This is a genomic window from Pleomorphomonas sp. T1.2MG-36 (genome assembly GCF_950100655.1).
In the GTDB taxonomy this organism is placed as follows: Bacteria; Pseudomonadota; Alphaproteobacteria; order Rhizobiales; family Pleomorphomonadaceae; genus Pleomorphomonas.
On sequence record NZ_CATNLY010000012.1, the window covers coordinates 220,905 to 246,978 of the forward strand.

The 26,074-nt window shown below is 64.1% G+C and carries 18 protein-coding genes; 7 read left to right on the plus strand and 11 right to left on the minus strand.

The features are described 5' to 3' along the window. Nucleotides 1-78: 78 nt before the first annotated feature. From QQZ18_RS07945 to QQZ18_RS07980, 8 genes are all read right to left on the minus strand, one after another. Nucleotides 79-1,860 (minus strand): ABC transporter ATP-binding protein, encoded by a 1,782-nt coding sequence (locus QQZ18_RS07945; RefSeq protein ID WP_284539831.1) that lies wholly within the window; start codon nt 1,858-1,860, stop codon nt 79-81. After that, nucleotides 1,857-2,939 carry a sensor histidine kinase gene (locus QQZ18_RS07950; protein WP_284539833.1) on the minus strand — a complete coding sequence of 361 codons (1,083 nt, stop codon included), beginning with the start codon at nt 2,937-2,939 and terminating at the stop codon, nt 1,857-1,859. The genes QQZ18_RS07945 and QQZ18_RS07950 overlap by 4 nt, the downstream gene beginning before the upstream one ends. Next, on the minus strand, nt 2,929-3,627 hold the full coding sequence (locus QQZ18_RS07955) for a response regulator (protein ID WP_284539835.1): 699 nt from the start codon (nt 3,625-3,627) through the stop codon (nt 2,929-2,931). Before QQZ18_RS07955 ends, QQZ18_RS07950 begins: the two co-directional genes overlap by 11 nt. After that, nucleotides 3,624-6,746, minus strand: coding sequence for a multidrug efflux RND transporter permease subunit (locus QQZ18_RS07960; RefSeq protein WP_284539836.1), 3,123 nt, complete (start codon nt 6,744-6,746; stop codon nt 3,624-3,626). The genes QQZ18_RS07955 and QQZ18_RS07960 overlap by 4 nt, the downstream gene beginning before the upstream one ends. Before the next feature lie 12 nt (nt 6,747-6,758). Continuing rightward, nucleotides 6,759-7,913 carry an efflux RND transporter periplasmic adaptor subunit gene (locus QQZ18_RS07965; RefSeq protein WP_284539839.1) on the minus strand — a complete coding sequence of 385 codons (1,155 nt, stop codon included), beginning with the start codon at nt 7,911-7,913 and terminating at the stop codon, nt 6,759-6,761. A gap of 476 nt (nt 7,914-8,389) precedes the next feature. After that, nucleotides 8,390-9,286: an alpha/beta hydrolase family protein gene (locus QQZ18_RS07970; protein ID WP_284539840.1), complete on the minus strand. Its 897-nt coding sequence runs from the start codon at nt 9,284-9,286 to the stop codon at nt 8,390-8,392. Between the two features lie 285 nt (nt 9,287-9,571). Then, a complete protein-coding gene (locus tag QQZ18_RS07975) occupies nt 9,572-12,199 on the minus strand; it encodes a S1C family serine protease (protein WP_284539842.1) in 2,628 nt (875 codons plus the stop codon). A gap of 699 nt (nt 12,200-12,898) precedes the next feature. After that, the gene (locus tag QQZ18_RS07980; RefSeq protein ID WP_284539844.1) at nt 12,899-16,603 is read right to left on the minus strand and encodes a vitamin B12-dependent ribonucleotide reductase; all 3,705 of its coding nucleotides are present in this window, start codon (nt 16,601-16,603) and stop codon (nt 12,899-12,901) included. Nucleotides 16,604-17,268: 665 nt separating this feature from the next. Here QQZ18_RS07980 and QQZ18_RS07985 point away from each other — a divergent pair. The 4 genes from QQZ18_RS07985 to QQZ18_RS08000 all read left to right on the plus strand — a co-directional run bounded on the left by QQZ18_RS07985 (nt 17,269) and on the right by QQZ18_RS08000 (nt 20,350). Next, entirely contained in the window at nt 17,269-17,991 is a 723-nt protein-coding gene (locus tag QQZ18_RS07985) for a response regulator (RefSeq protein WP_284539846.1), read from the plus strand. A gap of 119 nt (nt 17,992-18,110) precedes the next feature. Then, nucleotides 18,111-18,503 carry an NADH:ubiquinone oxidoreductase subunit NDUFA12 gene (locus tag QQZ18_RS07990; protein ID WP_284539848.1) on the plus strand — a complete coding sequence of 131 codons (393 nt, stop codon included), beginning with the start codon at nt 18,111-18,113 and terminating at the stop codon, nt 18,501-18,503. Nucleotides 18,504-18,699: 196 nt separating this feature from the next. After that, nucleotides 18,700-19,644, plus strand: a complete 945-nt coding sequence (locus QQZ18_RS07995; protein ID WP_284539850.1) for a nucleoside hydrolase — start codon at nt 18,700-18,702, stop codon at nt 19,642-19,644. A 97-nt stretch (nt 19,645-19,741) separates the two neighbouring features. Next, complete coding sequence (locus QQZ18_RS08000; RefSeq protein WP_284539852.1) at nt 19,742-20,350, plus strand: DUF2155 domain-containing protein; 609 nt, start codon at nt 19,742-19,744, stop codon at nt 20,348-20,350. A 90-nt stretch (nt 20,351-20,440) separates the two neighbouring features. Here QQZ18_RS08000 and aat read toward each other — a convergent pair whose 3' ends face one another. Further along, nucleotides 20,441-21,124 (minus strand): leucyl/phenylalanyl-tRNA--protein transferase, encoded by a 684-nt coding sequence (gene aat, locus QQZ18_RS08005; RefSeq protein WP_284539855.1) that lies wholly within the window; start codon nt 21,122-21,124, stop codon nt 20,441-20,443. Between the two features lie 146 nt (nt 21,125-21,270). Here aat and QQZ18_RS08010 point away from each other — a divergent pair, with 146 nt between their 5' ends. The 3 genes from QQZ18_RS08010 to QQZ18_RS08020 all read left to right on the plus strand — a co-directional run bounded on the left by QQZ18_RS08010 (nt 21,271) and on the right by QQZ18_RS08020 (nt 24,283). After that, nucleotides 21,271-22,347: a GNAT family N-acetyltransferase gene (locus tag QQZ18_RS08010; protein ID WP_284539857.1), complete on the plus strand. Its 1,077-nt coding sequence runs from the start codon at nt 21,271-21,273 to the stop codon at nt 22,345-22,347. A 123-nt stretch (nt 22,348-22,470) separates the two neighbouring features. After that, entirely contained in the window at nt 22,471-23,028 is a 558-nt protein-coding gene (gene hemG, locus QQZ18_RS08015; RefSeq protein ID WP_284539859.1) for a menaquinone-dependent protoporphyrinogen IX dehydrogenase, read from the plus strand. Nucleotides 23,029-23,155: 127 nt separating this feature from the next. Then, complete coding sequence (locus QQZ18_RS08020) at nt 23,156-24,283, plus strand: tlde1 domain-containing protein (RefSeq protein ID WP_284539861.1); 1,128 nt, start codon at nt 23,156-23,158, stop codon at nt 24,281-24,283. An 18-nt stretch (nt 24,284-24,301) separates the two neighbouring features. Here the strand turns inward: QQZ18_RS08020 and QQZ18_RS08025 are convergent, their stop codons facing one another. Together QQZ18_RS08025 and QQZ18_RS08030 are read right to left on the minus strand one after the other, a co-directional pair. Then, the gene (locus QQZ18_RS08025; RefSeq protein WP_284539865.1) at nt 24,302-25,171 is read right to left on the minus strand and encodes a lipid kinase; all 870 of its coding nucleotides are present in this window, start codon (nt 25,169-25,171) and stop codon (nt 24,302-24,304) included. 6 nt (nt 25,172-25,177) lie between these two features. Further along, nucleotides 25,178-25,804, minus strand: a complete 627-nt coding sequence (locus QQZ18_RS08030) for an exopolysaccharide biosynthesis protein (RefSeq protein ID WP_284539873.1) — start codon at nt 25,802-25,804, stop codon at nt 25,178-25,180. Between the last annotated feature and the right edge of the window lie 270 nt (nt 25,805-26,074).

The window sequence follows — 26,074 nt, forward strand, 5'->3', positions numbered from 1 at the left end:
CGTCGCCGTCTGCCAAAGCAGGAACTCATGGGCGGGAACGGTGGTTCCGAAGAAGAGCGCCCACCCGATGCGTCCGCCTCACGCACCGCGCAGGAGGCTTGCATAAAGCCCATCGCGAGCCAGCAAGTCCTCATGGCTGCCCTGCTCGGCCACATGACCGGCCTGCATCACCACGATCAGATCGGCATGGCGGATGGTCGAGAGGCGATGTGCAATCGTTATGGTCGTCCGCCCCCTGGACATGCCGTCGAGCGCCAGCGACATGGCACGTTCGGTCCGGGTATCGAGAGCGCTCGTCGCCTCGTCCAAAAGCAGGATCGGCGGATCGCGCAGGATGGTGCGGGCCAGTGCCAGACGTTGCTTCTCGCCGCCGGAGAAGCGGTAGCCGCGCTCCCCCACGAGGGTGTCGTAGCCCTCCGGCAGCGCCGCTATGTGGTCGTGGATCTGGGCGACCCGAGCCGCCTCGATCAACTCGGCATCGGTCGCCTCCGGGCGGGCAAAGCGCAAGTTCTCGGCCACGGAGGCATGCAGCAGATAGGGGTCTTGCGTCACGACGCCCAACATCATCGAGAGCGTATCGAAACTCAGCTCCCTCAGATCGACGCCGTCAAACCGGATGGAGCCGCCGTCCACGTCGTAGAGCCGAGCCAGCAGATAGCCGAGCGTCGTCTTGCCCGATCCGGTTGGGCCGACAATCGCAACATGGCTGCCGGCCGGAATGGTCATGCTGATATCGTCGACGGCGAGACGGTCGGCGTCGGCGTAGGCAAAGCGGACATGGTCCAGTTGCACCGTCCCCCGCATCGCGGCGCGCGGGATGACCACCGGCTGCGCGCGCTCGGTGATTTCGACCGGCGTGTCGAGATACTCGAAAATCCGGGTGAACAGCGCCCGCGTCTTGCGGGTGTCGCGACCGATCTCCAACAGTTGCTCGAACGGCCACAGCAACTGCTCCTGCAACGCGATCATCGCGACCAGGGTACCGACGGTGGCCGGATTGTCGGTTCGCATCAACAGACCACCCACCAGCAGCGTCAGTGCCGGCAACACGGCCAAGGCGAACCCGATCAATGACCATTGCCACTCGCCCGCCGTGTGCGACTTGACTTCCAGCTTTGCCAAGTCGCCGGAAATCCGGGCGAAGCGTTGTGCCAGATGAGGGCCTCGGCCCATGGTGCGGGCCAGAATGATGCCCGAGGCCGAGAGCGTTTCCTGAACAGCGACGGACAAGTCCGCGGCGCGAGCCTGCTGCTGAAAGGTCAACGCCTCCCGCACCAGGGCCACGCGGCTGCTGATCAGAACGGTGCCCGGCACGATCAGCAGCACGAACATCGCCAGGCGCCAATCGAGAATGACGATGGCGACGGCGGTCATGATCACGGAGCTCAAGGCGCGCCCGAGATCGCTGGCCGTCTCGGTCACAAGCGATTGCAGACCGGCGATGTCGCCCGCGATGCGCGATTGCACTTCTCCCGTGCGGGTGCCGGTGAAGAAGCGCAGCGAGAGGCTTTGCAGATGGGAGTAAAGCCTGACGCGCAGGTCATGCAGAACAGCCTGACCAATCCGGGAGGTCAGCACCACCTGCCAGGCACCGACGACGGCGGCGATCATGGCGACCGCGATCATTCCCGCCACCAGCGAGACCAGCAGCGTCATGTCATGCAGCGGCAGCGCCACGTCGATGATCGCGCGCAACAGGAACGGCCCGGCCAGTCCCACGGCCGAAGCGACAACCATGAGCGCCACAACGCCGGCGATACGTGTGCGATAGGGAGCGAAGAGCGCCAGCACCCGGCGCAGCGACACGTGCTGCGCCGCCAGATCGCCGTAGTCGTCGGGATCGTCCTGAAAGCGGCTCATGGAAGATCTCGCTTGGAAATGGGAGACGCATGACACGGCAGTCGGATCTCGATCGCCAATCCGGGGCCGTCATGGGCGAGGATCAGCGCCTCTCCGCCATGGGCACGGGCGATGGCCCGCACGATCGGCAGACCGAGGCCCGAGCCGCCCCGGCTGCGCCCACGCGACTCGTCTGCGCGCCAGAACCGGTCGAACGCACGGTCGTGGCTTTCCTCGGGCAATCCGGGACCGGTATCGCTGCAGCGGAAGAAGACATCATCGCCCTCGGTTCCGGTCTCGATCCGGACAGTGCTGCCCGGAGCATAGCGGCAACAGTTCTCCAGTAGAGCCACGAACGACTGCCGGAGCCGGGTCTGGTCGGCGGTGACGACGGCGGAACCGAGAACGCGGGTCAGCTTGATGCGCGCGCCCGCCAGTTCGGCCTCCAGCGCATCCGCAGCGACACCGGCTTCGATGGCCAAGTCCAGATCGATACAGGTCAGATCCAACTGCCCCGCATTGTTCAGCGCCAGAGTGCGCAGTTCCTCGACGATGGCCGAAAGAGAGTCGACATGCGCGACCAATCGTTCGAACAGCAGGGGATTGGGCTCGAACACGCCGTCCAGCAGCCCCTGCAATCGCCCGCGCAGGATGGTCAAGGGCGTCCGCAGCTCGTGCGCGATGGCGGAGTTGGAATAGGCAAGTTCCGCCTCGGCGCGTTGGAGGCGCTCGGCCATCTGATTGAAATCGGCGACCAGCTCGGCGGCCTCGCCAAAGCTGGCAGGAGGCAGCGCAGCCCGCGCGGAAAAGTCCCCCGTCGCAACAAGGCGTGCCGCCTGCGCCACCGATTTCAGCGGCGTGACAATGCGGCGCGCCAGTCGCCAGCCTATGAACGAGGCGGTCAACAGGCCTATCGCCAACAGGAACCCGACCATGACGACATCACCCAGCCGCCAGCTCTCGTCGTAGGCCGCGTCCGGATAGAGCCATTCATAGATGAAGAGAAAATAGGCCATCAGCCCGAAATAGACGACCGCGAAGGCCGTCAGCGTGAGGCCGACCATGGCGCTGGTGATGCGGGAGTTCAGGTTACCGGCCATGGGGGAAGTCCATGCGATATCCCACGCCGCGCACACCGGCCAGCATGCCGTCCGCCCCCGCAGCGGCCAGCTTGCGACGCAGATTGCTGACGTGGCTGTCCACGGTGCGATCAAGCGCCTCGCCTTCCGGCAGGCAGGCATCGACCAGTTCCGAGCGCAGGAAGGCACGGCCGGGTGAAGCGGTCACATGAGCGAGGATGCGGAACTCGGTTGGCGTCAGATCCAGCGTGACGGGTCCGGAGCCGGTATCGATCGTCGCCAGATAGGCTTGCGGATCGACGGACAAAGGTCCCATGCGGAGCACCTGTCCCGGGCTGCGCCCCATCGTGCGGCGCAGGATTGCCTTTGCGCGGGCGACCACCTCCAACGGATTGAAGGGCTTGACCACGTAATCGTCGGCACCGATGCGCAGCGCCTGCAGCTTGTCGAGGTCTTCGGCCAGCGCGGTGACCATAATCACCGGCGTATCGTCGCGCCGGCGAATGGCGGTCAGCACTTCATAGCCGTCCTGCCCCGGCAGCTTGATGTCGAGCACCACCAGATCAGGGCGCAGGCGATGATGGTGGGAGAGGCCGGTCGGACCATCGCCGGCGCAGATCACGCGAAACCCTTCCCGGGCAAAATAGGTCTCGATGATCTCGGCGATCTCGGGCTCGTCCTCGATGATCAGGATCAGGGCGTTGGTCATGACGTGGTCTCTGGAGTCTGATGGGCCAACGGATGGCCCACGTTTGCGCGGCCGGTCACGCGGCTGACGACGACATAAAGCACCGGGACGAAGAAAACCGCCAGCAGCGTCGCCGACACCATGCCCCCGAAGACGCCGGTGCCGATGGCGTTCTGGATTTCCGAGCCGGCACCGCGCGCCAGCATCAGCGGGACCACGCCCAGGATGAAGGCGAGCGACGTCATCAGGATTGGCCTGAGGCGCAGGCGTGCCGCCTGAAGGATCGCCCTGGGCAGCCTCATGCCCTGCTCTCTCAGATGGCGGGCATACTCGACCATCAGGATGGCATTCTTGGCGGAAAGACCGATGATGGTGATGAGCCCGACCTTGAAGAACACATCGTTGTCCGCGCCGCGTGCGAGAACGGCCAGAACCGCCCCCAGCACGCCCAAGGGAACCACCAGCATGACGGCAAGCGGGATCGACCAGCTTTCGTAGAGCGCCGCCAGCACGAGAAAGACGACCAGCATCGACGCGGCGAGCAATATCGGTGCCTGGCTGGCCGACTGTCGCTCCTGCAACGACTGCCCGGTCCACTCCAGCGCAAAACCGGCCGGCAGCGACTGGGCCAGCCGTTCCATCTCGTCCATGGCGGCGCCGCTCGATACGCCCGGCGCCGCCGAGCCCGAGATGCGGGCAGCCGGATAACCGTTGTACCGGGCAAGTTGCAGCGGCGTGCTCTCCCACACCGGCTTCACAACCTCGGACAGGGGAACCATGCCGCCCTCGATGTTGCGGACTTCGAGCCTCAGGACGTCTTCGACATGCATGCGGGCCGGCGCGTCGGCCTGCACGATCACCTGCTGCATGCGTCCCTGGTTGGGGAAGTCGTTGACGTAACCCGATCCGATCGCAGTGGATATGGTGTCGTTGATCGTGGTGAAGGACAGACCGAAGGCCTGCGCTTTCTGCCGGTCGACCTGGAGTGCGACGCTGGCTCCGTCGGGCAACCCCTCGCTGATGACGCCGACCAGAAGCGGACTGGCGGACGCCAGGGCGATCAGCTTGTCTTCCGCCGCCTTGAGCGCGGCGGGACCGGCATTGGCGCGATCTTCGAGCCGCAGCGAGAAGCCCGACGTGGTACCCAGCGATTCAATGGCCGGCGGCTTCATGATCATTGCCGTCCCCTCGGGAATGGTCGCCATGGCGGCGGTGGCGGAGGCGACCTCGTCGTCGACCGATACCTTTCGTTCGCTCCAGTCCTTGAGGCTGGTGAAGGCCTGCGCCGCGTTGGGACCAGACCCCGAGAAGCCGAAGCCGAGGATGACCGTGCTTTCGGTGATGTCGGGGCGCGTCGCGGTATGGGCCTCGTAAGCGGCAACGATATCGCGCGTGCGCTCGGCCGTGGCGCCGGCCGGCAGCTCGAACATGGCGAAGAAACTGCCCTGATCCTCCTCCGGCACGAAGGAGGTCGGAACTCGCGCATAGCCGACGGTGAGAACCGCGAGCAGCGCGACATAGATCACCAGCATGCGCCCGCCACGGCGCAACACCCAGCCCACCCAGCCGGTGTAGCGCGCCGTCAACGCGTCGAAATGCCGGTTGAACCAGCCAAAGAAGCCACGCGGCGCATGCTCTGTGGCAGGCTTCAGGATGGTGGCGCAGAGGGCGGGCGTCAGCGTGAGCGCCAGGAAAGCCGAGAACAGGATCGAGACGGCCATCGACAGCGTGAACTGCCGATAGATCGCCCCGACCGAGCCGCTCGCCAATCCCATGGGGATGAAGACCGCGGCAAGGACCAGGGTGATGCCGACGATGGCGCCGGAGATTTCGTGCATGGCCTGCCGGGTGGCGGCCTTCGGCGACAGCCTCTGGCGGGTCATGATGCGCTCGACGTTCTCGACCACCACGATGGCGTCGTCGACGATGATGCCGATGGCCAGCACCATGCCGAACATGGTCAGCACGTTGACCGAGTATCCGGCGAGCCACATCACCGAGAAGGTCCCGAGCAAGGCGATGGGAGCCACGATGGTCGGGATCAGCGTGTAGCGGATCTTCTGCAGGAACAGCAGCATGACCAGGAAGACCAGCCCCATGGCCTCGACGAGAGTTTCGACAACCTTCTTGATCGAGACCTTCACGAAGGGCGCGGTGTTGTAGGAGACCGACACCTGCATGTCCTTGGGCATGGCCACCTGCAGCTCGGCCAGGCGCGCCTCGACGGCGGCCGCCGTGCGCACCGCATTGGCGCCGGGCGACATCTGGATCGCCGCCGCCGCGGCGGGCTTGCCGTTGCTGCTGACGCTGAAGGCCATGGTCTGCGCGCCCAGCTCAACGCGCGACACATCGCCCAGAAGGAGGCGCGCGCCGTCGACCTGCGCCCGCAGCGGAATGGCGGCAAAGGCTTCCGGCGTCGAGAGCTGCCCGCGAACGGTCAACGGGGTCGAGAGGCGCGTGCCGGGCACCGTCGGTTCATCTCCCACACGCCCAGGGGCGGTCCTTGCGTTCTCGCGGGCGATCGCCTCGGTGACATCCGTCATGGTGAGACCGTAGGCCGCCAACTTGGACGGGTCGACCCAGACCCGCATGGCGCGTTCCGAGCCAAACTGCTGCACCCGACCGACACCGGGGACGCGCTTCAGTTCCTCGCCAAGGTTGCGCGTGAGGTAGTCGCCAACGCTCAGCTCGTCGGTGTCGCCAGTCATCGACTTGAGCGTGACCAGCATCAGGAAGCCTGACTCCGACGCCTCGACGCTGACGCCGCCGCGGCGCACTTGTTCCGGCAACACAGCGTCGGCATTCTTGAGGCGGTTCTGGACGTCCACCTGGGCCATCTCGGGGTCCGTGCCGGGCTTGAAGGTCACCGAGATGTTGGCGCCACCCGTCGAGTCAACGGAAGACTCGTAGTAGAGCACGTTCTTGACGCTCGCGAGCTCCTTTTCGATCGGGCGGATCACGCTGTCGCTGACGGTCTGCACATCGGCACCCGAATAGGTGGCGAAGATGCTGATGCTCGGCGGGGCAACATCGGGGAAGCGCGCGACGGGCAACTGCGGAATGGCCACGATGCCGGCCACCGCGATGAAAATGGCGATGACCCAGGCAAAGACCGGGCGCTCGATGAAGAACTGCGACATGTTTTTGAACCTTCAGGACCTGTCTTTGTCGGGTGCGTCTTCGGCCACCTTCGACACCTCGGGCACCGTCACCCCATCGGGCACCCGGTCCTGCCCGCGAACGGCGACGACCTCGCCGGCCGACAGGCCCGAGGCGATCACCACGCGCCCGCCGATGGCATCGCCGAGCGTCACATCGCGGCGCGTTGCGGTGCCATCGGTCGAGACGACGACGATCTGCGCCCTGCCGCCGCCGCTGCGCAGGATGGCGTCTTCGGGAACGAGCAGCGCGTCCGGCAACAGCCCGCGCGGCAGTCTTGCGCGCACATACATTCCGGGCAGCAGCGCCAGATCCGGATTGGGCACCTCGACCCGGACCGAAGCGTTGCCGGTTCCCGGGTCGACAATCACGTCCGAGAACTTCAATCGCCCCTGTTGCGGGTGCGTCTGGCCGCGTTCGGTAACGATCTCGACCAGCCCAAGCCCGTCGGCGGCCGCAATCTCGACCGCATCCAGTCGCCAGGCCGGCAGACGGAGATCGACATAGACGCGGTCGAGATCCTGGGCCACGGCAAGAGCCCGCTCGGTGCCCGGCACCGCCAGCCCGCCGATATCGGCAAGGCCGCCAGCGACATAGCCGGCAACAGGCGCGCGCAAGGTGGTGAACTCCACGTCCAACCGCCGCCGTTCGACGATGGCGCGCGCCTCGGCAAGACTGGCCTCGGCCAACGCCAGATCGTTGCGGGCGGCTTCATGCCGCTCGTCGCTGATGACGTCCTTCGCCAGGAGCGCGTCGGCTCGGGCGAGGCCGCGCCGTGAGTGGGCCTCGGTGGCAACGGCACGGGCAAATCCCGCCTCGGCCGTGGCAAGGTCGGCCTTGAGCGGCGCCGGATCGATGCGGAACAGGACATCCCCCGCCTTCACCCGCGTCCCCTCGTTGACCAGCCTCTCGAGGATGAGGCCGCCCACTTGCGGCCGGATCTCAACCCTACGCCAGGCGGCGACGCGACCGGGCAGTTCGTCAGAAACGATCAGCCTTTCGGGTACAGCCGTCATCACCGTCAGCTGGATCGGCGCTTCGGCCGGCGTCTCGGCCTTCACGCTCCGCCAGCCCATGGGAGACATGAGGGCAGGCAATACGATCATCAGACAGAGCAGAAAAAAGGTCCGAAAGCGGGGGCGCATCATGTCGGGCATCCATCAGCAAGATCTGCCATGCCCGATGACAACCGTCCGTCGGCTTATCGTAGAGGTTTTGTGGAGGTTTCGTGGAGGCCGGTCGAATCCCAGGCTTGCCGGCCAAGCGGGTCAGGGCTGGGACGCGTTGTCGAGCTTGCCAAAGGCGATGCGCTCGGTGGCGGACGCCGCCGTTCAGCGCGAGACGGGGGCATATGCCCTCCGCGCCTTCCAGCCCTGGGTCCGGTCGCGCCTTCAGACGCGGAGTCGGATGTACCGCCCCACCCTCAGGAGCGCTTGGCTTCGGCCTAATGCCCCTCCCCGAACGCCCTGTTTGGCAGCGCCGGAGGAGTGTCTCTTCCCCAGATGGGGGATCCGATGCCTGAGCCGACGGAACGTCCGGGAACTCACAGGACGTCCGTCGGCGCATCTGCACGCTGCATGCCCCAAGGATACCCCGGTGGGCGACTGCGCAACCGATTGACCGCTTACTTCGAGGCCTTCTCGATAAAGTCGGCCGTCTTGTTGATCAGCTCGTCAACCGTCACGTGGTCCTGGAAGGAGTTGAACGAGTGGTCCATCGGACGGGTCCAGAGCTCTCCCGGTCCCTGATGATAGTCGAGGAAGACTTGGGCGGACTCCGGCTGAGGAAACACAATGACATCGTTGGTGCCTGCGGTCACAAGCAACGGGCCATGATAGGCAACGCTTTCTGCAACCGGATCAATCTGCGTCAGGCTTCTGAAGAACGGCTCCTTCAGGCTGACAGTCGACCCCCACGGCAGTTTGACGTCCAGCGGAACGTCCCCTGTCGCCAATCCTTTGCTCACGGCATCCGTGCCCATCAGGAACGCCATGGCGTTCGCCGGATTGTTGGCCGGCTGCCACAGCGTAACGGAGGCGATTGGCGTTTTGCTGCGCCCGGCAACGACGGCGCTGACGGTGCCGCCCAAACTCCACCCGACGAGCGAAATCTTCTTCGTGTCGATGTCCGTGCGAGCCGCAAGGAAGTCCACCGCAGCCATGGCGTCGGCGATCTGCCCCTGCAGTGTCGTATCGGCGTAGCTGCCCTCGCTTTCGCCGCTCCCGAAGAAGTCAATTCGCAGGCTCGCAATGCCCTTGTCGGCGAACATGCGGGCGGTGCGCCGGAAGATGCCCTCGTTGTCGGCGGACGGAATGGCCAACTCGTCACGGCTACCGGTAAATCCGTGCAGCAAGAGGGCCACAGGCGGCGCCTTGACATTGTCAGGGATGTTCAAGGTCCCGACGACCTTCTTGCCATCGACCTGAAGCGTAACGTTCTGCTCAGCGGCGAGCGCGCTCGGAATCGAGGCGATGCAAGCCAAAGCCAGGGCGGTAAAAGTTGCAATCACGTTTTTGCGCATGAGCAGCTCCTGATAATGCCCTTGCCGGTTGGATTCACTGACTGCAACGACACGCGGCAAGAGTTTTGGGAAAAGTGGAAATTCAATTAAATCAGCGCATTGCAGCGGAGATGATTGTCATTTCCACCAAGCCTAGCTCAGACGATTTCCGTTGGCGATCCCCTTATTTCGACTAGGTTCCATGAGGGGCGGTCCGCCTTGGCGCCTGACGTTGCCCCTTGTTCCTAGTCCGGTTTGAAGTTCGTTCTGGCCAGTAACTCAAGGACGTATTGAGCGCATTCGTTGCTATTGCTCGCAAGTGATTTCCGCCGCGATCGCCTTGGCTCGGTCGGCAAGGTCCGGCCACGACACTGGCGTTCCGACACTCCCCATCTCAAACGGAATAGACTGCGCTTCCAAGAACATCGTCGCCATCGAGGCTTTGATAGCGAAGTTCACGTTCTGCGGGATGTCGTTGTTCGCGACCGTTGCGACCAGTGAGTTTAGCTTCGAGTCGACGACCCCGACGACGTTGCCATAGACATCGATGAGCGGGCCGCCACTATTGCCGGGTTGCACTGCGGCGTCCGTCTGCAAGTGGGCAATATCGTCGCGGAGTCCCGCGGTGGCGGTAACGGCTCCGCGAGTGAAGTTGCCAGAGCTGGCCAGTTCCCCAGACAAAGGAAAGCCGAAAGCCGCAACATCTTCGCCAAGTCGAACTCCGGGGCGCATCTTTGCGAAGGTGGCCGAACGATAGTCGTTGGTCTCCACGATCGCCAAATCGTTAGTCGTGTCTCGGCCACGAACGACACCTTCGACGCCCTTGCCGTCGATAAGTACGTTCACCTTCTCGCAGCCCGCGACCACATGGGCATTGGTCAGCAGCCTGTCGGCGGCAACAAAGAAGCCGGTTCCGCTTGAGACAACCCGTTCCTTTTCGGGCACGGCGGCCGGAGGCGGGGACGGAGAAATTGCTGCAGGCATTGACGGTACAGACGCGATGGGCGCAACAGGCGACGGCGGGGAACGAGGGATGCCCAGTTCGACCTCGGACCGAAACAGGTCCGACATCACGGTCGCTAAGCGGTCGCCATGGAACTCTGCCACAGACGGCCAAATGAGCGTGAACCCCACTACCCCAGTGCCGATGTCCTCAAAACGCGTATACTGGGTAGCCGCCTCACCATGGCTGTTGATGACGAAAAACTTCGATTTGATCGTTTGATAGTCGGTGACGTGAGATCGCACCACCTCCTGCGTTATCCCATACAAGGCCTGAAGCGAGACGCCGGGATAGTAATCTAGGTCCACAATAGCGCCTTCGCTGGCAGCGCCAAAACGGACCCCCGTGTTCGTCGCCAATGTCGACTTGGCCAAACCTCTGGGTATCCATAGGGGCGTACCGGTCACTGGATGGGTGACGCGCGACAGGTCCCACATGCTCAGGAACGGTGAAGCTGCCCGCAGTAGCTCGTCATAATCACCGACCGAGAGGACGCCGTTGGACACTTTGCCGTTTGCGTTCTGAAAGTCCTTGATGGCTTGCCAGAGGTTCTTGCCGAAACCATCTCCCGCCACTGCCGGCCAATGTCCGAGAGACGCCAGAAGCAACTGGATATCGCGGCGTCGCTCGACAGGCATCGCCATGAATGCCGCGCGGGCATCTTCAAGCGAAACTTGGACTGGTGGGCTGGCTCCAGTGTCCTCGGCATCCAGAGTGATTGAACCGTAGCCGTGCTCTTCCATATGCCGGCGCAGCCCGTCGAGAAAGCTCAAGCGATATTGCTGATCGGTAGGGCACGTCTCGATCGGCTGAGGTTTACGGCAGGCGTAAACCCCAAAGTCGGAATTGCGATCGTAAAGGCCAGTCATGGCTGCCCATGCTGCTTGACCCTCACCAATTCGGTTCTTGGCGGCAACCCATGCAGCGAGGAAACCGTTGGAGTGCCAGCGGTCTGGCATAACCTTTGCGAGAAACTCCATGCCGCGAACCTCTTGAATGAGGCGGTGACGGAACTTCTTGTCTCCGGAGACATCGCGAACGGTCGCCTTTCCGATCTTGCTGATGCGGATTGGCTGCGTGGAGCAGGCGTAACAGTCGAATGTGTATAGAAAGCTGTCGTCCGGCAGGATTAGCTCGGCTTCGCCATCCCCATCCACGTCTTCGAGTTCGATCCCTTCACCATCACGATTGCCGAGATCGACCGTGGTCCATTCCGTTGGGCCTGCGGCGTCGAGGGCTACCGTCCTAGTGCAGCAATGGGCACCGCCAGAGTATGCGTCGATGAAGATTTCAGGCGTATCGTTCCCGCCGTCTACCTCCGCAACCATGACACTGGACTCATAGTCCGGTTCCCCTTCTGCAAAGGTATGGCGGACGTCCAGTACCTGCTTTCCTGCCCTTTGGGCCGTGACATGAGCTGTCCAGCCTTGTGCCGCCGGCTCACGCGTGACCATTACCTCAAGCGCGGCGAAGCTAATGACGCCAGGCTTGTCACGCTTCACTTTGGCACTTGCTTGTTGCGCGACCGGTGCCTTCCAAATGGTTTCAACGTAGTCGCGGCCAGAAGAAAGCAGCGCGTCACCTGGCAGCGGAGGCCACGTGATGGTCTGGGCGATCTGTTGAAGGCTGCCTTTGCGCGGTTCCAGAGAAACCGCCAGCCATCCCGATTTAGAGCGGATCACACGAGCGGTTGGACCAAAAAGGCGGGCAATTCCGATGGCAGTATCTATGTCCTGCGTGCTCGCAACGGCAATCCAATGGGCACCGGGAGGTGGAGCAAACGTTTCCGCCCTAAGTGGAGTCTCTGTGGCCCAAAGAAGCGCGCAAAACAGAAGGCTCATGGCCCAACCCAGCCAAAGGCGACGAGCAATAGGGCCACGAAAATGAATGGTCGGATGCAAGGCCGCCCCCAACGGCACGCTCAAAAACAACGCCTCCTCCCATACTATCTTCCAGCATCACCAAGCCTACAACGAGGTGCCATCCACTTCCAGCTGTGCGGGGTTACCTCCACGATAATATGGATGACGCTACGGCAACGCATCGATGGTCCTTGTGGACCGGCGGTAAGAACGGACGAGAGGTCTTCAAACGAAGAACGTCCCGCGCACACCGACAGGCCTGTTGTCACCGCTCGCGTCCCCCAAATGGCTCTGGCGCTCCGCCAGGTGAGCACCTCCGCGCTGACGCCCGCTGTCACCGCCCACAAGGACAAAACCATCGCCGGAAACAGACTCAAAACTGGATAGTTCCTGGGGGCAACGTCAGCATGAGCGCTCCTTCAGGAGGCAGCGTTCTTTTGAGCCAGAGTCATTTTGGCAGACTATAGTTGGCCAACTGCTTCGGAGTAAGCACCACGGCTGAGTCTCGAAAGGCACACAACCCGGCTAGCCGCAAGGGGGCGTCACATGCTGCGCTGACATGCATGCTACGTCCTTATGTGGCGGAGGCCATCGCGCATCAGCGTAGAGACAAGACGGAACGAAAAAAGCGAAGGCCCCAGAGAGCCTCCGCTTCGTTTTCTAGCCACTCAAACTAGGCTGCGGCAACTTCCCGCGTCGTTTGAGGCATCTTGCCTGAGGTAACGGCCAAATAGGCTGACGCGTCAGGCCAACACTATGCGCCCTGTCTCAGCTGCAGCCGCTCGTCGAGCCGCAGGTGTCGCACTTCAGGCAGGTGCCGTTGCGGACCATGGTGAAGTTGCCGCACTCCGAGCAGGACTCGCCTTCGTAGCCCTTCATGCGGGCATGGGCGACGCGGGTCGCGTAGTCGGGCTGGGCCTGCGTCGCGCCGACCGACGACGGGGCCGGGGTTTCCTCGGCGTCGCGGCGGAAGGCGGTGGCGGCAGAGCCGCCGACGCCGGTCACCGCAGCGCTGGCACGGGCCGTGGCAAAGGCCGAGACGGTGGCACCGGTCGCGCCGGCACCGGCCGAACCCTTGGGTTCCGGCGTGGCGGAGACGAGCTTCAGCTGCTTGCCGCGCACGAGGCCCTTGGAGACCACCGCATCGCCACCGCGACCACTGGTGTCCCTGCCCTCGCCGCCCGACGGCTTCAGATCGTCCGGCACCACGTGCGCCAGCTCGTAGCGGCCGAGATAGGACACGGCGAGCTCGCGGAACACGTAGTCGAGGATCGACGTGGCGTTCTTGATCATCTCGTTGCCCTGCACCATGCCCGCCGGTTCGAAGCGGGTGAAGGTGAAGGCGTCGACATATTCCTCGAGCGGCACGCCCCACTGCAGGCCGAGCGAGACCGAGATGGCGAAGTTGTTGAGAAGAGCCCGGAGAGCCGAACCTTCCTTGTTCATGTCGATGAAGATCTCGCCGAGGCGGCCGTCATCGTATTCGCCGGTGCGCAAGAACAGCGTGTGACCGCCGATCTTGGCCTTCTGGGTGTAGCCCTTGCGGCGGGTCGGCAGTTTCTCCTGCTCGCGGTCGCGCACGTGCTTCTCGACGATGCGTTCGACGATCTTCTCGGAGATCAGCGCGGCGCGCGCCGCGGCCGGCAGGGACGCCAGCATTTCAGCCGCGTCTTCGGCCTCGTCGTCCTCATCGGCGAGAAGCTGCGAGTTCAGCGGCTGGCTGAGCTTGGAGCCGTCGCGATAGAGGGCGTTGGCCTTGAGCGCCAAGCGCCAGGACAGCATGTAGGCTTCCTTGCAGTCCTCGACCGTGGCGTCATTCGGCATGTTGATGGTCTTGGAGATGGCGCCCGAGATGAACGGCTGAGCGGCCGCCATCATGCGGATGTGGCTCTCGACCGACAGGAAGCGCTTGCCGATGCGGCCGCAGGGGTTGGCGCAATCGAACACCGGCAGGTGCTCGGCCTTGAGGTGCGGCGCGCCTTCCAGCGTCATGGCGCCGCAGACGTGCGTGTTGGCGGCCTCGATGTCGGCCTTGGAGAAGCCCATGTGGGCGAGCAGCTCGAAGGACGGATCGTTCATCTGGGCATCGCTGACGCCGAGCTTCTTCATCTCGTCGTCGCCGAGCGTCCAGCGGTTGAACACGAACTTGATGTCGAAGGCGCTCTTCAGGCTGCCCTTCACCTTGTCGATGGCGGCATCCGACATGCCCTTGGCGCGGAGCGAGCCGGGGTTGACGGCCGGCGCCTGATCGATGGAGGCATGACCGACGGCGTAAGCCTCGATCTCGGCGATCTGGCTTTCCGTGTAGCCGAGGGTGCGCAACGCGTCCGGCACGGCGCGGTTGATGATCTTGAAGTAGCCGCCGCCGGCCAGTTTCTTGAACTTCACCAGCGCGAAGTCGGGCTCGATGCCGGTGGTGTCGCAATCCATGACGAGGCCGATGGTGCCGGTCGGGGCGATCACCGAAACCTGGGCATTGCGATAGCCGTGCTTCTCACCGAGAGCGAGCGCGGCGTCCCACGAGGCGACGGCGGCGTCGAGCAGCGGCCCGTCCTTGATCGAGCCATGGTCGAGCGGCACCGGCAGCGTGTTGAGCTTCTCGTAGCCGGTCGCCTTGCCATGGGCGGCGAGACGATGGTTGCGGATGACGCGCAGCATGTCCTGGGCGTTTTTCTTGTAGCCCGGGAACGGTCCGAGTTCCTTGGCCATCTCGGCCGAGGTGGCATAGGCGACACCGGTCATCACGGCACTGATGGCGCCGCAAATGGCCCGTCCCTCGGCGCTGTCGTAGGGGATGCCCGACGACATCAGGAGGCCGCCGATGTTGGCGTAGCCGAGGCCAAGGGTGCGGAACTCGTAGGAGAGCTGGGCGATCTGACGCGAGGGGAACTGCGCCATGGTCACCGACGTCTCGAGGACGACCGTCCACAGGCGGCAGACGTGCTTGAAGCCTTCGACGTCGAAGCTCTTGTCGGCGTTGAGGAAGGGCAACAGGTTGACGGAGGCGAGATTGCACGCCGTGTCGTCGAGGAACATGTACTCCGAGCACGGATTGGACGCGCGGATCTCACCCGACTGCGGCGAGGTGTGCCAGTCGTTGATGGTGGTGTGATACTGGATGCCCGGATCGGCCGACGCCCAGGCGGCGTAGCCGATCTTCTCCCAAAGATCCGCCGCTTCCAGCGTCTTGACGACGCGGCCATCCTTGCGGGCGGTGAGATTCCACTTGCCACCGGTCTCGACGGCACGCAGGAAGGCATCAGTGACGCGGACGGAGTTGTTGGAGTTCTGGCCGGCAACGGTCAGATAAGCCTCGGAATCCCAGTCGGTATCGTAGACCGGGAACTCGATCGAGGTGTAGCCCTGCTTGGCGAACTGGATGACGCGGCGGATGTAGTTCTCCGGCACCAGCGCCTTCTTGGCGGCGCGCAGCTCGCGCTTCAGGGCATGGTTCTTCAGCGGATCGAACCGATCGTCGCCGGCCGTCTCCTCGGCGTTGATCGCCGCCATGATGGCGGTCAGGTGCTTGGAGCAGATCTTGGAGCCGGTGACCAGCGCCGCGACCTTCTGCTCTTCCTTGACCTTCCAGTTGATGTACTGCTCGATATCCGGATGGTCGATGTCGACCACCACCATCTTGGCGGCGCGGCGCGTCGTACCACCCGACTTGATGGCGCCGGCGGCGCGGTCGCCGATCTTCAGGAAGCTCATCAGGCCGGACGACTTGCCGCCGCCGGCCAGCTTCTCGCCCTCGCCGCGCAGCTTGGAGAAGTTGGAGCCGGTGCCGGAGCCGTACTTGAACAGACGCGCCTCACGGACCCAGAGGTCCATGATGCCGCTTTCGTTGACGAGGTCGTCCTCAACCGACTGGATGAAGCAGGCATGCGGCTGCGGATGCTCGTAGGCCGTGGCCGAACGGACGAGCTTGCCGGTCTTGAAGTCGACGTAATAGTGGCCCTGGCTCGGACCATCGATGCCATAGGCCCAGTGAAGGCCGGTGTTGAACCACTGCGGCGAGTTCGGGGCGACGCGCTGGGTGGCGAGCATGTAGCGAAGTTCGTCGTGGAAGGCATGCGCCGCCTCTTCCGACGAGAAGTGTCCGGCCTTCCAGCCCCAATAGGTCCAGGTGCCGGCCAGACGGTCGAACACCTGCCGCGCGTCGGTCTCTCCGATCGTGCGCTCGCCCTCCGGCAGCTTTGCGAGAGCCTCTTCATCGGGCACGGAGCGCCACAGCCAGGACGGGACCGAGTTCTCCTCGACGCGCTTCAGCACCGCCGGCACGCCCGCCTTGCGGAAATACTTCTGCGCGAGGATGTCGCTCGCCACCTGGCTCCAGGCAGAGGGAACGTGGATATCGGCAGCGCGGAAGACGACGGACCCGTCGGGATTGCGGATCTCGCTGACCGCCACGCGGAATTCGATTCCGTCGTATGGCGAGTGCCCTTCCTTGGTAAAGCGCCGCTCGAACAACATTGGTTAGCCCCTTGAAATTTGCCGGAAACACACCTTCGGGGCGCGCTCCGTTGATCTATTCGGTCCATTTTACGTCCGCGGACATCATTTGCCGAATGGCGCGGAATTCCGGCCATTCGCCGGCTCCGCACTTCATCTAGTGTCCACATCGTTCAACTGGCCCCTACATGTAGGGTTCCGCCGATTCCGTAAATTAAGTGTTAACGCGTTTTCCCCAAACTTCGGAAGCTTTCAACAGGCTTCGGCAACCAGTTCGGTTTTCACGCCCCGATGAGTGATTCCGTCTTGACGGAGCTTTGCCGGCAACCGATTCGCCGCGCTACCTGAAGCCGATTCCTCACTGCCCATCGCTCGGCGAGGACCTGCGCTGGCCGCGTTTCCGCCTTCTTGCGAAAGACGAGACGGACTCACCGTGGCCATGAGGAAGATGGTAGGCCAATTGCGCCGCCATGACAACATCATGTAGCGTATAATTGATATAACCATACTACATGTAGGAAATACGGGCTTTTTCCTAGGCTTCGAGAGAAAGGATTCAGACAGCCTAAACCATGTCGATTCAACGGTTCTTGAGGCTTTTATGGTCTGCTCGGCCCATTGCCAATCACGGTGCGCCCAGTCTCAGAACGCGCGCCGACGCAGATGAGTTCCGGAGCCGACCCGACATGCCGCATCACGCCACCTATGCCGTTCCCAACGAGGCGCTGGATGTAGCGGTCATCGACGATTCCAAGACCATGCAGACCATCATCCGCTCCATGCTGAATGCCATGAAGGTGCGGCGCGTCCGGTTGTTCGACAGCACCGAGGCAGCCTTGCATTCCATGCTGCACGAGCCGCCCAATCTCATCATCAGCGATTGGAGAGCCGGCCTTGTCAGCGGGCACCAGTTGCTGCGCATGGTGCGCGCCCGCTTCATGGAGCCGCTCTGCTACGTCCCGGTCATCATCCTCACCGCAACGCCGACTCGCGCCATCATCGACAAGGCGATGGGCGCAGGCGCCAACCTGATCGTGGTCAAGCCCATCTCACCGGCGATCATGCAGGAACGCATCAGTTGGCTGCAGCGCGATCAACGCCAACTGGTTCTCGGCCCGCGCGGCGCCTTCGAGATCGAGGGCGTGCGCGAAACGATGATGGCCCAGAAGGAGCGCGCCGCCGCCGTGCGCAAGGCGGCGACCACCAAGCCCGCCCGCAAGCCGGACAGCGCGCCGGCGCCCATCTCTCCCCAGACGGTGGGCAACGGAAACATGCCCGCCGACCAGTGGCAGGCATTCCTGCGCACCAAGGAGCAGCTCGAACGCAAGGCCGGCCTCAAGCCAGACGATGGCGCCACCGCACCGAAGCCGGCGGTCAAGCCGGCCTGGACGGCACAGCGCCGAGGGTGATCAAAGCCGCCGCAAAAAGCCATGCCGGCTCTGGACAAGACCCCGCCGCCTCGCCATAGTCCGCGCAACTACGTGGGTGGCGGCCCTTCGGCCGCGCCGGTGCGATGGGTTTGAAGATCATGACCTTCAAGGAACTGCTGATCGAAATCTTCACCTGGTGGAACGGGCAGACCCTCGGCACCCGCTTCTATACCTGGCGCAAGGGCCAGCGCGTCGGCGAGGACGAGTTCGGCAACGTCTACTACCAGACGAAAGGTGGCGAGCGCCGCTGGGTGATCTACAAGGGCGAGGCCGATGCCTCGAAGATCACGCCCGATTGGCACGGCTGGATGCATCATCGCGTCAATGTGCCGCCGACCGCCGAGACCTACCGCCGGCGCGATTGGCAGAAGCCGCATAAGCCCAACATGACCGGAACGGCCGCCGCCTATCGCCCCAAGGGATCGCTCGCCTCGGTCGAGGGACGCCCCGTGGTCACCGGCGACTACGACGCCTGGACACCGGGCTCCTGACGCGAGCGCCCGAGGGCAGCACCACTGGACCGACGACGGGACGGATCGCTCCGTCCCGTTTTTTATTGGGCGGCGGAAAAGCCACGCGATGGGACCGACGCCGTTGGACTCCCCAAGTCGATGCGGATAGGGTTGCGATTCAAAGAGGTTAGAACAACCGCCATGTCAGTTGGCGATGAACGGAGGAAATGTTCGGATGTCTCCACGCTCGATCATCATCGACACCGATCCCGGTCAGGACGACGCCGTCGCCTTCATGCTGGCGCTCGCCTTTCCCGAGGCGATCGACGTGCTGGGCATCACTACCGTGGCGGGCAACGTCGGCCTCGCCAAGACGTCGACCAATGCGCTGAAGCTCCTGGAACTCGTCGGCCGCACCGACATTCCGGTATTTGCCGGTGCGTCGGCGCCGTTCGCCGTGAAGCTGGAGACTGCCGAATATGTGCATGGCGAGACCGGCCTCAACGGCTGGACCTTCCCCGATCCGGTGACGCCGCTTCGTCCGGAGTTCGCACCGGACTTCATCGTCGAGGCGGTGATGAGCCGGCCTGAGAAGTCGGTGACGCTGGTGCCGCTCGGCCCGCTCACCAACATCGCCATGGCCATCGCCCGCGAGCCGCGCATCGCCACCCGCCTCGACAAGATCGTTCTGATGGGCGGCGCCAATGTCGAAGGCGGCAACTCGACGCCGGCGGCCGAATTCAACATCTGGGTCGACCCACATGCCGCCCAGAGGGTGTTCCGCTCGGGCGCCGAGATCGTGGTGATGTCGCTCGACGTCACCCATCAGGCGTTGATCCGGAAGTCCTGGCTCGCCGATCTTGCCGCGCTGAAGCGCAAGGCCGCCGAGGCATTCGTCGGGCTCCTCTCGTTCTATGAGCGCTTCGACGAACAGAAGTACGGCTCGGACGGTGGTCCGCTGCATGATCCGACCACCATCGCCTATCTTCTCAAGCCCGAGCTCTTCGAAGGCAAGTTCGTCAACGTCGAGATCGAGACGACGCCCGGCCTGTGCTTCGGCCAGACCGTGGTCGATCGCTGGGCGGTGACTGGGCGCGAGAAGAATGCCACCTGGATCACCAAAATCGACGCCGATGGCTTCTTCGAGCTGATTCTGGAAGCATTCCGGCGTCTGCCCTGATAAGGGATGCCAAGAGCTCGCCGCATTTGGCGTGTTGGGTGCCGCGAGGCCCCGCGCGACCGCGGCGAGCCCCAGCCACGCCAGCAGACACCCATTCATGACGATCAAGTTTCTTCTCCCGCTTGCCGCCCTTGGCCTGACCACCGCCCTCGCCGGCCCGGCCGCAGCCGAGAAGATCGCCAACAAGGTGGCCGTCTTCACCGGGCTCGACAAGATTACCGGCCGGACGATCGATTTCGACGTCTATGTCGACGAGACCGTGCGCTTCGGTACGCTGCGCGTGACGCCGAAGGTCTGCTACAGCCGCCCGGCCACGGAAGCCGCCGAGACCGACGGGTTCGTAGAGGTGGAAGAGATCACCCTCGACAACGAGATCAAGCGCATTTTCTCCGGTTGGATGTTCGCAGCGAGCCCCGGTCTCAACGCCGTCGAGCACCCGGTCTACGATGTCTGGCTGATCGGCTGCCACATGGACAGCGACGTTCCGCCGCCGGTGGCCAATGCTGCGGACGTGCGTGTCGCGGTTTCCAACCAGATCGGGGCCGGCGCCGGAAACGTCGACGATGGAGCGCCGGTGGTGCTGACCTTCGTCGGCGGCATTCCGCTTCCGCCGGACAAGCCCAGCATGCCCAGCATGATGATGGAAGAAGCGCCGCCGCCGGAAACGGCGCCCGCCGAGAGCACGGACGGCCAGATTCTCGACTGATCCAGTTTTTGAGAAGTCGCCTTTCAGCGAGTCAATCCCGCTGGTTGCGCCGTTTTTTGAACGTGAAGGTTGAGGTGGCGGCCAGCGCCATCAGGGGGCGGTCGACTCCGGCGCCGGCATAAAGCGGAGCGCTTCCTCGCCGGAAACCGACGGTCCCAAAGCATGGAAATCGCCATGCGCGGCGAGCGCCGCCTGCAGGCGCTGGGCGTAGATGCGCTTCGGAACTTCGATCGTACCGAAGCGGGCGAGATGTTCGGTGACGAACTGGGTGTCGAGCAGCTTGTAGCCGCCCGCCCGCAGTCGCGCCACCAGGTGCACCAGAGCCACCTTCGAGGCGTCGGTGACCGTCGAGAACATGCTCTCGCCGAAAAAAGCGCCTCCGACGGATACGCCGTAGAGCCCTCCAACCAGCCGCCCGTCCTGCCAGCTCTCGACGGTGTGACAATGTCCGCGCCGGAACAGTTCGCCATAGAGCTTGCGGATGGTGGCGTTGATCCAGGTCTTCTCACGCCCCGGCGCAGGCGCGGCGCAGCCGTCGACCACGCCGGAAAAATCGGTGTCGACCCGCATTTCGAAGCCATCGCGCCTGACCGTGCGGGCAAGGCGGTGGGGAACCCGGAAGCCGTCGAGCGGAATGACGCCGCGCCACTCCGGTTCGATCCAGAACAGGTTGGGATCGTCGGCGCTCTCAGCCATCGGAAACATGCCTACGGCGTAGGCCTTGAGCAAAATATCCGCCGTGAGCGTCGGCACGCTCGATGTCCGATCCGCCATGTCCGCGCTTTCCTCCACCGTCTCAACCAATTGGGACCGTAGCGTTTATAAACCGTTTGGTCAGTTGTATAACTTAGTCTATCGCCTACTGCATCGGACAGCACAGCGGGGACGAGATGGGCGGCTTGTCGGGATACGAGATTGCAGTGCTCTCTGATAAAACTGCCATTGCCCCACTCCTCGCCACTCCCGGCCTCGAGCGAAGCTCATTCCAGTCCCCCGCCTGGTTCGATGCCTGGTTCGCCACGTTCCAGCCGTCGGGCCTCGAATGCTGCGTCGCTGTCATTCGCAAGGCAGAGGGTGGCCAACCGCTGTTCCTGCTGCCGCTCGTCCGGGAGAGGTGCTACGGGCTCACCGTGCTCACCCTGCCCGATCGCGGCGTCAGCGACTATCATTCGGCGCTGGTCAGTCCGGAGTTCACGCCGGACCGTGATACGATGGGCCGCCTATGGGGCGCTCTCGTGGCAATGCTGCCGCCTGCCGACATCCTGTCGATCGAGCGGGTTCTGCCCGAGAACGCGGCGCGCATGGGCACCGCCCACCTCATGCGCCCCTCGCGCCATGCGGCCCATGCGCTGCCGATCGACGCTGATTTCGAGACGATCCGCGAGCGCCGCTTCGATCCGTCTACGAGCCGCCGGCTTGTCAAGAATCGTCGCAAGTTGGAGCACAAGGGGCGGCTGGAGTTCGACTTCGCGACGGGGCCGGACGTCCTTCCCGAGCTCGACCACCTGCTCGAATGGCGCCGCCAGCGCTTTCAGGATGTGAACGACGACAACGAGACGGCCGTCCAACGCACCTTCTATCGACGCCTGATTTCCCAGGGGAAGCTGGCGCATGTCGGCCGCCTGCGTCTCGACGATGAACTGGTGGCCGGCTGCCTCGGGCTGATCGACGGGACCGGCATCCACGTTCTGGTCATCGCCTATAACCCGCAATTCGCCAACTGGGCGCCCGGCCTCCTGATGGTGGAGAGCTGCATAGCCACCGCCGAGAAGATGGGCCTTGCCGTTTTCGACCTGACGATCGGCGACGAGAGCTACAAGCAGTTGTTCGGAGCCGACAGCATCGGCCTGTTCGATCTTCGCCAGCCCCTGTCGCTCCGTGGCCGCGTTGCGCTCGCCCTTGTCGCATTGAAACCGAAGGTCAAGCGCCTGCTTGAGAAGGTTGGTCTGTTCGAACTCGTCCAGCGCCTGCGAGGGAGGGCGTCGGCGAAAAGCTGACAACTCCAGAGAGGTTTCCGCGATTAAACAAGGGCTTGGGTAGAACTGCGGTCCAGCCGTCTGGCATTTTGTTCTAGGCTTGGCTTTGTCGGGCAGCGAGTCGCGCCCATCGGAACGCGAGCCATGATGCCGGAACGGCCCAGAATTGCCCTTTACTATGCGAGCCACGACGGGCAGACGCGCAAGATCGTGGACCGCCTTGCCGGTCACCTCGCCGGGCATGGCGTCGGCGCCTCCGTCGTCGACCTTTCGGCAAGTCCATCTCCGACAATCGATACCAAGGCGGACCTGGTGCTGCTTGCCGCCGCCATTCGCTACGGCTTCCACTTGCGAGATGCGCGACGGTTTCTCGAGCGGCTGCGGGCGGAGGTACCCGACAGCCGAATCGGCGTGGTTTCGGTCAATCTCACGGCCCGCAAGCCCGGACGGCAGACGGCACAAGGCAACGTCTATTTGCGCAACTGGCTGAAGCGGACCGGTCTCAGCCCGGCCTTCGCGGCGGCGGTGGCCGGCAAGCTCGACTATCCAGCCTATCGCTGGTTCGACAGGACGATGATCCGGGCGATCATGACCATTTCCGGCGGCCCCACCGATCCCTCGACCGTCATCGAGTACACCGACTGGGCAGCCGTCGAATCGCTGGCCGTGGAACTGGCCGTGCTCGTCAAGGCCACGTTGTAAAGACTTTCCTTACCATAACTTGCGATCCTGAGCTTGGAACGGAGCTTTTCCGCGCCTTGACGCCCCGTCACGGGGGCGGTCGGCGCGGTGGAATCTCCGTCAAGGTAAGCGTTGAGTGAGTTTTGGCATGGCGACGTTGGCAGCCTATTCAAGCGGTTACGAGCCGATTTCCATCAAACTGCCGTTCCGTATCGCAGGCTTGCCGGTCGTCGCCGCGGTGACCGTCGCCGCGGCCGTCTGGATCGGTCTTAGCCTCACCGCCGTCGGCACCGTCAGCGAGAGCCTTTCGACGGCCCGGCAGTCGATCTACGATTCCGGCCTCTCGGTCCGTCCATTGCCGTCAACGCTGGCGCCAGCAAAGAAGCCCACCAAGTTCGAGAAAATGCCGGCCATCGTCGGGCCTGCCTCCGCCGACCTCTCTGCCGACGCCATCCTGCTGTCCCGGCAGAACAAGGCGACGGCCGCCGTCGCCATGCGCCTTGCCGAAGCGGCAGCCGGACTGCGGCAAAGGCAGTTCGAGGCGCGTTTCCTCTCCAACGCCTCGCTGGCTGCCCGCACCGAACTGGCTGTCCGGCATGACGGCCTGGCGGCACCCGACGCCGGCCCACGCGTGCCGGTGGCCGTTGCCGAAGCGCCCCTGCCCGTGCCGCGCCCAGCCGCTCCGGCCAAGCCGGTTGAGGTTGCCCCGGAAGCGCCGAAGGTCGCCGCCGCCATACCGACGGTTGCCGCCCCTCAGGCCGAGCCGGAGAAGAAGGAGAAGCCGGCCGCCGCCCTCGTCGATCCGAAGCCGAGAGCCGAGGTGGCCATCGCCGCGCCGCCCCTCGGCCGCCCGGGCGTTGCGATCTACGACATCACGGCCGGCATCGTTCACATGCCCAATGGCGAGAAGCTGGAAGCCCACTCCGGCCTGGGCGCCTACATGGATGACGTGCGCTACATTCACGTCAAGATGCGCGGTCCCACGCCACCGGGCACCTACAGGCTCACCATGCGCGAGAGCCTGTTCCACGGCGTCGAGGCGATCCGCCTGACGCCCGTCGACGGAAAGAAGCCGTTCGGCCGCGACGGGCTGCTGGCCCACACCTACATGCTGCGCAAGCCCGGCGAGTCCAACGGCTGCGTGTCGTTCCGCGACTACGCGCGCTTCCTGACCGCCTTCAAGCGGGGTGAAGTCAAGCAGATGGTTGTGGTGCCTCGCCTGGGCAACAAGTCGGAGCCCAAGGTCGCCTCGCTGTTTTCCTGGTTCGGCGGCTGAGCCCCCCCAGCCGAGACGCTAAGGGACGAAGACCCGAATGGCACCCGGCCGCACGCGAAAGACCGCCGGCGTCTGGGTGACGATCTCGCCGTCGGCGTTGACCGGCATCGGCTCGCGGGTACGGATCTCGAAGCCCGGACCGCTCATCGTCCGCACGTCGTCGACAAGCCCATGCCGGCCTTTGCGGAAGGCGAACGCCATGAAGGGCAGCTTCCAGACATCCCGGAACTCGAGGGAGTAAAGGTCGAGACGACCGTCGTCGATCTGAGCCGACTCCTCGACGACCATGCCTCCACCATAGTGTCGGCCATTGCCGACGGCGATCTGAAGCGAGCGAACGGTGACCTCGTCGCCTTCGTCGGGGCGAATGACGGCGCCGAAGCGTCGCGCCTCGATCAGCACTTCCGTCGCCGTCAGCGCGTAGGCGAGCCGCCCCCAGCGACGCTTGGTCTCGCGGGTCAACCGATCGGCGAGGCTGGCGCTCATGCCAAGGCTGGCGACGTTGAAGAAGGGCTTGCCGTTGACCTCGCCGACATCGATCGCGCGGATGCGTCCGGCGGCGATCACCTTCGCCGCGCCGACCATGTCGAGCGGCAGCCCGAGGGTGCGGGCAAGATCGTTGGCGGTCCCTCCGGGCAGGATGCCCAGCGGCAAGCCGGTTTCGATCAGCGCCGGCGCCGCCGCGTTGAGGCTGCCGTCGCCGCCGGCAATCACCACGAAATCGGCCTTGTCGCCGCAGCGCTCGATGGCTGTCGACAGCGACTCGCCCTCGCGCCAAGCCGGTCTCAAAACGTCGATGCCCGCCTTGTGCAGCTCGGCGGCGGCGGCATCGACACCGGCACCGGCCGAGCGACTGTGCGGATTGGCAAGGATAAGGGCGCGTTCCATTTGGTCTCAGGTAAAGAAGCTGCCGAGGTAGGCCAGGATGTGGGCGCCGGCAACGATCAACACGCCCGTCCAGATAAAGGTCGCCAACGTCAGAACAAGGCCGACCATGAGAGCCAAGCCGTCGCGGGACACCAGCGACAGGCCGATCACCAGAAGGCTGACAACCGGGCCGACGTTGCCGAAGGGAATGGGCAACGCCAGAACCACGGCGAGGAGCAACACCGGAATGCCCACCAGCACGTGGCTCGACCGGCCAGTCAGAGAACGCCAGCGTCCCTGCCTCACCATGGCCTCGAACCGCTTCACCCAGGGCAACGCCCGCATGATGACCGCCCTCACGCCATCGGTGGCGAGATGCCGTTCGGCGAGGAAGCGAGGCAGGGCAAGCCGTTGCCAGCCCAGCAGCATCTGAAAGGCGATCAGCACCAGGCAACTGCCGGTCGCCATGCCGAACGGTCCGGGGATGGGGATCATGGCCGGGAGAGCCAGCGCGATCAGAGCGAGGCCGAAGCCGCTTTGCCCCAGATGATGCAACAGCTCGCCGAACGACACCCGGTCGCGGTGGGAGATATCGGCCGCAATGCGATGAAGCACCGACGAGGCATAACCGCGGGCTTCGCTGCCAGCCATCATTGGTCGGATCTCCTTCCCGGGCACTCGGCTCCCAACCCGGAGGGCGCCGCTCATGCCATATTGGGATGCCGATAGGTATATTCAATTACAGCGACGCTGCGACGACGGTTCGCCTCTCAAACCGGGTGAGGCGCGAACGCCCATGTCGAACGTTGGGAAAGCCATCGGGTTCCAAATGAGACTTTCGGAGGGCCTTTCGAGAAATCTTGCGAAATCTGTGGGGCCAAAATGCTTCTAGTTATTTCCCCGATCTTTCTTGACCGTCCGGTA

Bases quoted from the DNA above. Each gene is read 5' to 3' on its own strand.
- QQZ18_RS07945 (WP_284539831.1), bottom strand. From the start codon at position 1,860: ATGAGCCGCTTTCAGGACGATCCCGACGACTACGGCGATCTGGCGGCG.
- QQZ18_RS07950 (WP_284539833.1), bottom strand. From the start codon at position 2,939: ATGGCCGGTAACCTGAACTCCCGCATCACCAGCGCCATGGTCGGCCTC.
- QQZ18_RS07955 (WP_284539835.1), bottom strand. From the start codon at position 3,627: ATGACCAACGCCCTGATCCTGATCATCGAGGACGAGCCCGAGATCGCC.
- QQZ18_RS07960 (WP_284539836.1), bottom strand. From the start codon at position 6,746: ATGTCGCAGTTCTTCATCGAGCGCCCGGTCTTTGCCTGGGTCATCGCC.
- QQZ18_RS07965 (WP_284539839.1), bottom strand. From the start codon at position 7,913: ATGATGCGCCCCCGCTTTCGGACCTTTTTTCTGCTCTGTCTGATGATC.
- QQZ18_RS07970 (WP_284539840.1), bottom strand. From the start codon at position 9,286: ATGCGCAAAAACGTGATTGCAACTTTTACCGCCCTGGCTTTGGCTTGC.
- QQZ18_RS07980 (WP_284539844.1), bottom strand. From the start codon at position 16,603: ATGTTGTTCGAGCGGCGCTTTACCAAGGAAGGGCACTCGCCATACGAC.
- QQZ18_RS07985 (WP_284539846.1), top strand. From the start codon at position 17,269: ATGCCGCATCACGCCACCTATGCCGTTCCCAACGAGGCGCTGGATGTA.
- QQZ18_RS07990 (WP_284539848.1), top strand. From the start codon at position 18,111: ATGACCTTCAAGGAACTGCTGATCGAAATCTTCACCTGGTGGAACGGG.
- QQZ18_RS07995 (WP_284539850.1), top strand. From the start codon at position 18,700: ATGTCTCCACGCTCGATCATCATCGACACCGATCCCGGTCAGGACGAC.
- QQZ18_RS08000 (WP_284539852.1), top strand. From the start codon at position 19,742: ATGACGATCAAGTTTCTTCTCCCGCTTGCCGCCCTTGGCCTGACCACC.
- aat (WP_284539855.1), bottom strand. From the start codon at position 21,124: ATGGCGGATCGGACATCGAGCGTGCCGACGCTCACGGCGGATATTTTG.
- hemG (WP_284539859.1), top strand. From the start codon at position 22,471: ATGATGCCGGAACGGCCCAGAATTGCCCTTTACTATGCGAGCCACGAC.
- QQZ18_RS08020 (WP_284539861.1), top strand. From the start codon at position 23,156: ATGGCGACGTTGGCAGCCTATTCAAGCGGTTACGAGCCGATTTCCATC.
- QQZ18_RS08025 (WP_284539865.1), bottom strand. From the start codon at position 25,171: ATGGAACGCGCCCTTATCCTTGCCAATCCGCACAGTCGCTCGGCCGGT.
- QQZ18_RS08030 (WP_284539873.1), bottom strand. From the start codon at position 25,804: ATGATGGCTGGCAGCGAAGCCCGCGGTTATGCCTCGTCGGTGCTTCAT.